Consider the following 6,734-nt stretch of genomic DNA (forward strand, 5'->3'; position numbering starts at 1 on the left):
TCGGAGCACGAAAGCTGCCGGGCCGGGCAAAGTTGAACGGTACCCGGCATCGCGGCTGGACAGATGGACGTCGTGGAACAGTCACTCGGGCAATGCACCGCTGCAACACCGCCGGACAAACATCCGCATACCTTGGTATAGCTACCGTGATTCCTTGTGATGCCCCGTGCTTACGCTCGTACAATTGAGCGATGGCGAGTGATTCTTATACTCGCGACTACTCCATCGGATGCACGGCTGCCAACGTCGCTGCGCCCGCGACCAGCGACAGAAATCTCGGTGGGCGCGACTTGCGTTGCGAAATCTGTGATCAGGATCACTGCTCCGGGGAACGAAGTGCACGACTATTGCGGGCAGCAAGTATCGACTGGAACGCGGGTTCTCGAGGAACACTGAAATGATCGTCAACATTCAGAAGCTTGATGGCCTGTGGCACCTCATCGTCGGGTCGTGCAAGATCCGAACGCCGTTCCTGGAGACCCAGGATCGGGAGTGGGTCGTCGCCTATGCGAGGCGCGTCTATCCCGGCGCAAAGGTTTTCGAACGCGACTGACGCTGTTGCGCCTCGCAGCTCACGGCATACACAAAAGGCCCCGGAGCATGCCCCGGGGCTTTTGTTTTTCCAGGAATCGTAGGGCGGATTAGCCGAAGGGCGTAATCCGCCATCTCGTCCGCAGCGCGACGGCGGATTACGCTTCGCTAATCCGCCCTACGCATCCACGTCACCGCAGCGCCGACACCACGATCAGACCGAGGATCAGCGCGGTCACGGAATATTTGAGCGTGTAGTACACGTTCCGATTCCATTCCTTGACCTTGCGGCTGCCGAGGTGGAGCTCATAGAGCTTGCCGAACACCTTGTTCAGCGCGCCGACATGCTCGCCGTCGACGTTCTGGGTCGCCGACGCCTTGACGATGTTGTGGCTGACCCAACGGTTCATCTTTGTCATGAAGCCGTACTTCATCGGCCGTTCGACGTCGCAGAACAGGATGATGCGGTTGACGTCGGTCTTGTTCTCGGCGCTGTGGATGAAGGTCTCGTCGAACATGAAGGCCTCGCCGTCGCGCCAGACGCATTCGACGCCGTCGACGAGGATGCGGCACTGGTCCGAATTCGGCGTCACCAGGCCTAAGTGATAGCGCAAGGAGCCCGCGAAGGGATCGCGATGCGCCCCCAGCTTGCCGCCCGGCGGCAGCATCGCGAACATCGCGCCGTGCACGTTCGGGATCGAGTTGAGCAGCTCCACCGTCTGCGGGCACAGCGTGCGTGCCGACGGCAGGAAGTCGTCGTACCATTTCAGATAGAAGCGCTTCCAGCCGCTCTTGAAGAACGAATAGAAGCCCCAGTCGTTGTTCTTGGCCGCAGCGCGAATGAAGCCCTCGTCGAACAGGCGTGTCGCCTCGTCGCGGATTGTCTCCCAATTGTCGGAGAGCTTCTTCAACTCGGGAAACTGCTCGATCGGAATCACCGGCGTGTTGGGTACCGCGGAGCCCGCATACATCAGCACATTGTAGGGCGCGAGATAGGTCGAGTGATCGCCGAGCTGGCGGGCGAAGCGCAGCCGCTGCCTGCCGCGGAAGTGGACGTAGAGTGTGGAGGCCGCCAGCACGTAGAGAATAACGAGCTGTGGCGCAAAGAGCTGTCTCAACATGTTCCGTCTATGATCGCAGCCCACCGACGCTCTTCGTGCACCGCCCCCGCAAGCCGATCCCAATGAAGGCTGGCTCCGCGCAGGCGGCGAAGCGCATCGCCGTCCGCGAAAATTCCCCTGTTCATAGTGACTTGGTACTGCCGCAAGCTGTGCGTGAGCTGGAAGCCCCGCAGTGCCATCCCGGATGAGCCATGTAAGCGTCTGCTCACCAAATGTGAAGCGCCGCCTCATTCGAGGAGGCCACTGTGTGACAACATTCACACAGTAAAATTCGCTATTGACAAATAGATTTGATAATTCCTAATTCTGGATCGACCCGCCGGAGAATGCGGACACCCAGAGGAGGAACGATGAGACAATTTTTGGCGGTAGCCATTCTCGCCGTCATGACGACGGCCGCGCATGCCCAGGTTTCCGATGACGTCGTGCGCATCGGCGTGCTCACCGACCTGTCGAGCTGGGGCCGCGACAATTCCGGCCCGGGCTCGGTCGAAGCAGCCAAGATGGCGGTCGAGGAATTCGGCCCCACCGTGCTCGGCAAGCCGATCGAGATCGTCTCCGCCGACCACCAGATGAAGACCGATGTCGGTGTGCAGATCGTGCGCGGCTGGTTCGACAACGGCAAGGTCGACGCCGTCGTCGACATTCCCAATTCCGGCATTGCGATCGCCGTGCACAACATGGTGCGCGAGCGCAACAAGATCGCGCTGCTGTCCGGTCCCGGCGCGAGCTCGCTGACCGATGAGCTGTGCAGCCCCAACACCGTGCACTTCACCTACGACACCTATGCGCTGTCGAAAGTGACGGCGTCGGCGGTGATCGCGGAAGGCGGCAAGTCCTGGTACTTCATCACCGCGGACTATGCCTTCGGCCAGCAGCTCGAGAAGGATGCCACCCGCTTCATCAACGAGATGGGCGGCAAGGTGCTCGGCGGCGTCCGGCACCCGACCAACACCGCCGACTTCTCCTCGTTTGCGTTGCAGGCGCAGAGCTCGAAGGCGGATGTGGTGGCGTTCGCCAATGCCGGCCAGGACACCGACAATTCGATCAAGCAGTCCGGCGAGTTCGGCCTCGTGCAGGGCGGCCAGAAGCTGGTCGGCCTCCTGATGTTCGACACCGACGTGCACGCGATCGGCCTCAACGCCGCGCAGGGCACCTACATGACGACGGCGTCGTACTGGAACATGGACGAGAAGACGCGCGCCTGGTCGAAGAAGTTCTTCGCGCGCGCCAACGTGATGCCGACCATGATCCAGACCGGCGTCTACGGTTCGGTGCTGCATTACCTGAAGGCGATCAAGGCGGCCGGTACCGACGATCCGCAGAAGGTGATGGCCAAGATGCGCGAGCTGCCGATCGAGGACACCTTCGTGCATGGCGGCAAGCTGCGCGAGGATGGCCGCGTCATCCGCGACATGTATCTGGCCAAGGTGAAGAAGCCCTCGGAATCCAAGGAGCCGTGGGACTATCTCGACATCATCAAGACGGTGAAGGGCGAGGACGCGTTCCGTCCGGTCTCCGAATCCAAGTGCCCGCTGCTCAAGAAATAGGATCGATCGCGTGGCCAATGAAGAAATCTATGACTGCGATGCGCTCGTCGTCGGCTCCGGCTGCGCCGGGCTGTCGGCGGCGGTCACCGCCGGCCATCACGGCCTGAAGGTCCTCGTCGTCGAGAAGGAGCCGCGGTTCGGCGGCACCACGGCGCGCTCCGGCGGCTGGCTGTGGATCCCCGGCACCTCGCTGGCCAAGGCATGGGGCATCGAAGAAAACCCCGACCAGGCCAAAACCTATCTGCGCCACGAGGCCGGCAACAGCTTTGACGCCGCGCGCGTCGATGCCTTCCTGACCGAAGGGCCGAAGGCGGTCGACTTCTTCACGACGAAGACCGCGGTTCGTTTCGACATGCCGCTGACCTTCCCGGACTATCATGCGGAAGCGCCCGGCGGAGCGCAGGGCGGCCGCTCGATGGTGACGCGGCCGTTCGACGCTCACGAGCTCGGCGATGCCCTGAAGAATCTCGGCAGTCCGCTGCCCGAACTCACCGTGTTCGGCATGATGCTCGGCTCCGGCAAGGAGATCGTGCACTTCATGCGCGCGACGCGGTCGCTGACCTCGGCGGCCTATGTCGCCAAGCGGCTGTCGAAGCACGCGATCGACGTGATGCGCAACGGCCGCGGCATGACGCTGACCAACGGCAACGCGCTCGCTGGCCGACTGGCGAAATCCGCCTTCGACCTCAAGATCCCGCTCTGGCTCAACTCGCCGGTGCGCGAACTGATCGTCGAGAACGGCGTGGTGCGCGGCGCGATCGTCGTGCGCGAAGGCCGCGCCATTCGCGTCAACGCCAAACGCGGCGTCGTGCTCGCCTGCGGCGGCTTCCCACATGACGTCGCGCGGCGGCAGAAGATGTTTCCGCATGCGCCGACCGGTAAGGAACACTATTCGCCGGGTCCGACCGGGAACACCGGCGACGGCTTGCGGCTTGCGGAATCCGCCGGCGGCCGCGTCGAGGACTCGCTGCCGAATGCCGCAGCCTGGGTGCCGGTCTCGGTCACCACGCGCAAGGACGGCTCGAAGGGCGTGATGCCGCATTTCATCGATCGCGCCAAGCCCGGCGTGATCGCTGTCATGGCCGACGGCAGGCGCTTCGCCAATGAAGGCAATTCCTACCACGACTTCGTGCAGGCGATGATCAGGGCGGCGAAGCCCGGCGAGGAGATCGCGGCCTATCTCGTCTGCGATCACGAGACGCTGCGCAAATACGGTCTCGGCTGCGTGCCGCCGCGCCCGATGCCGCTCGGCCATCATCTGAAAACCGGCTATCTCAAACGCGGCGCGACGCTTGCAGAGCTCGCTGCGCAGGCCGGCATCGACGTCGAGGCGTTCGAGGCGACCGTTGCCGAGTTCAACACGACCGCGGCCGAGGGGCGCGATCCCACCTTCGGCAAGGGCTCGCGCGCCTATAACCGCTATCAGGGCGACGCGCTGCACGGGCCCAATCCCTGCATCGCGCCGATCCGGCACGGGCCGTTCTATGCCATCAAGATGGTGATCGGCGATCTCGGCACCTATGCCGGCATCCGCACCGACGCCAATGCCCGCGCGCTCGACGCCGACGGCCAGCCGATCGCCGGCCTCTATGCCGCCGGCAACGACATGGCGAGCATCATGGGCGGCAACTATCCCGGCGCCGGCATCACGCTCGGCCCCGCGCTGACCTTTGGCTACATCGCGGGCAAGCACATTGCCGGCGCAGTGGCGGAAAGAAGCGCGGCATGAACGCATTGCCGAACCTGCTCGCAGGCAAGCGCGCGCTGGTCACTGGGGCAGCGCACGGCAATGGTCGCGCCATCGCGCTCGGCCTTGCGGCGCATGGCGCCGATGTTGTCGTGACCGACATCGATCTTGCCGGCGCCGAGCAAACCGCGGCCGACATCCGCGAACACGGCCGCGCGGCATGGTCCTTCGACCTCGACGTAACCGATGCCGAAGCCTGTTACGCGCTGGCGCAAAGGATGGCGCGCGAGGTCGGGCCGATCGCGATCCTGATCAACAATGCCGGCATCATCATCCGCGAGGGCATCTCTTCCCCGCGGGCGCAGGACAATTGGCGGCGGGTGCTCGACGTCAACCTGACCGGTACCTTCAACGTCACCCACGCCTACCTGCCGGCGCTGCGCGAGACGCGCGGCACGATCATCAATCTCGGCTCGATCGCCTCCTTCCTCGGCGTGGCCGACACGCTGGGCTACGCACCGTCCAAGGGCGGCGTGAAGCTGTTGACCCAGGCGCTCGCCCGCGAGCTCGCCGCCGACGGCATCAGGGTCAATGCGATCGCGCCCGGCGTGATCGAAACCGCGATGACCGAAGCGACCCGCAACGACCCTGCCCGGCTCGCCGGATTCCTGGGCCGCACGCCGCTCGGCCGCGTCGGGCAGCCGGAAGAGCTGGTCGGTCCGGTGGTGTTCCTCGCCTCGGAGCTGGCGTCTTATGTGAACGGCGTGACCATGCCGGTCGACGGAGGGTTTCTCGCCGTATAAGGACATTGTCGGAGAGCTGGCAAAAGATCACATGACGACGCGATGACGAGAGAAAGCCGCGGCATACAATCGATCGAAGTCGGCGGGGAATTGCTCCGCGCGCTCGCCCGCAGCGGCGAACCCATGATGCTGCGCGATCTTGCGCGCGAAGCCGGCATGCCGCCGGCCAAGGCACATCCCTATCTCGTCAGCTTTTCGCGCATCGGCCTGATCGAGCAGGACGAGACCACCGGCCGTTACGAGATCGGCGCGCTGGCGCTCGAGCTCGGCCTGATCAGCCTGCGCCGGCAGTCCGCGGTGCGGATCGCGACGCCCAAGATCGCCGCGCTCGCCGACAGCATCAATCATGCGGTGTCGCTGTCGGTGTGGGGTACCCACGGCGCGACCGTGGTGCGGCTCGAGGAGCCGAGCCATCCTGTGCATATCGCGATGCGCGTCGGATCGGTGGTGGCGTTGCTCGAGACCGCGACCGGCCGCGCCTTCGCCGCCTTCATGCCGCCGAACGCCGTCAAGACCGCGCTCGAGAGCGGCCTCGACCGCCTCGGCGTCGGCTACAATCCGAAGCGCGAGACCATCAGTGCGAAGACCACGGAGATGCTTGCTGAAGTTCAGAGCCGCGGTCTCGCGCGCGCGATCGGCGATCCCCTGCCCGGCGTCAACGCCTTCGCCGCCCCGGTGTTCGATCACGCCGGCCACGTCGCCCTGGTCATAACAGCGATGGGCCCGGAGGGCACCTTCGACGCCAGCTGGGACAGCGCTATCGCAGCTGCGCTGCGCGATTGCGCCGGCGACATCTCGCGGCAGCTCGGACACGGCACGGCGCGGAAGGCGGAGTGAGGCGGCCGACTGCTGCGCCAATCTACTCAACGAATTGAAATCCACGATGTGCCCCGTCGTCATTCCGGGGCTCGCGAAGCGAATGCTGCCGCGAGAACGCGAAGGCGTGTCCCCGCTCACATCTGTCATCGCCCGGCTCGACCGGCCGATCCAGTACGCCGCGGCCTCTCGATTCAAGCACCACTGCCTCTGGAATACTCGATCA

The 6,734-nt window shown here is 64.5% G+C and carries 6 protein-coding genes; 5 read left to right on the forward strand and 1 reads right to left on the reverse strand.

Translation table 11 applies throughout. From position 1 onward, the window contains the following. Positions 1-397: 397 nt before the first annotated feature. Positions 398-553 (forward strand): hypothetical protein, encoded by a 156-nt coding sequence (locus tag QDT69_RS05880; protein ID WP_167350189.1) that lies wholly within the window; start codon positions 398-400, stop codon positions 551-553. A 169-nt stretch (positions 554-722) separates the two neighbouring features. Here the strand turns inward: QDT69_RS05880 and QDT69_RS05885 are convergent, their stop codons facing one another. Beyond that, positions 723-1,652 (reverse strand): aspartyl/asparaginyl beta-hydroxylase domain-containing protein, encoded by a 930-nt coding sequence (locus tag QDT69_RS05885; RefSeq protein ID WP_279705675.1) that lies wholly within the window; start codon positions 1,650-1,652, stop codon positions 723-725. Between the two features lie 350 nt (positions 1,653-2,002). Here QDT69_RS05885 and QDT69_RS05890 point away from each other — a divergent pair, with 350 nt between their 5' ends. The 4 genes from QDT69_RS05890 to QDT69_RS05905 are packed head-to-tail and all read left to right on the forward strand — an operon-like array spanning position 2,003 to position 6,529. Beyond that, the gene (locus tag QDT69_RS05890; RefSeq protein ID WP_279705676.1) at positions 2,003-3,202 is read left to right on the forward strand and encodes an ABC transporter substrate-binding protein; all 1,200 of its coding nucleotides are present in this window, start codon (positions 2,003-2,005) and stop codon (positions 3,200-3,202) included. 10 nt (positions 3,203-3,212) lie between these two features. Continuing rightward, on the forward strand, positions 3,213-4,931 hold the full coding sequence (locus tag QDT69_RS05895) for an FAD-dependent oxidoreductase (protein ID WP_279705677.1): 1,719 nt from the start codon (positions 3,213-3,215) through the stop codon (positions 4,929-4,931). Continuing rightward, positions 4,928-5,692: a glucose 1-dehydrogenase gene (locus tag QDT69_RS05900; protein WP_279705678.1), complete on the forward strand. Its 765-nt coding sequence runs from the start codon at positions 4,928-4,930 to the stop codon at positions 5,690-5,692. Before QDT69_RS05895 ends, QDT69_RS05900 begins: the two co-directional genes overlap by 4 nt. Positions 5,693-5,734: 42 nt before the next feature. Beyond that, positions 5,735-6,529 carry an IclR family transcriptional regulator gene (locus tag QDT69_RS05905; protein WP_279705679.1) on the forward strand — a complete coding sequence of 265 codons (795 nt, stop codon included), beginning with the start codon at positions 5,735-5,737 and terminating at the stop codon, positions 6,527-6,529. Positions 6,530-6,734: the final 205 nt, after the last annotated feature.

This window comes from Bradyrhizobium sp. CER78, from assembly GCF_029846235.1.
GTDB lineage: Bacteria > Pseudomonadota > Alphaproteobacteria > Rhizobiales > Xanthobacteraceae > Bradyrhizobium.

Coding starts and splice junctions, on each gene's coding strand:
- QDT69_RS05880 (WP_167350189.1), top strand. CDS start 398: ATGATCGTCAACATTCAGAAGCTTGATGGCCTGTGGCACCTCATCGTC.
- QDT69_RS05900 (WP_279705678.1), top strand. CDS start 4,928: ATGAACGCATTGCCGAACCTGCTCGCAGGCAAGCGCGCGCTGGTCACT.
- QDT69_RS05890 (WP_279705676.1), top strand. CDS start 2,003: ATGAGACAATTTTTGGCGGTAGCCATTCTCGCCGTCATGACGACGGCC.
- QDT69_RS05905 (WP_279705679.1), top strand. CDS start 5,735: ATGACGAGAGAAAGCCGCGGCATACAATCGATCGAAGTCGGCGGGGAA.
- QDT69_RS05885 (WP_279705675.1), bottom strand. CDS start 1,652: ATGTTGAGACAGCTCTTTGCGCCACAGCTCGTTATTCTCTACGTGCTG.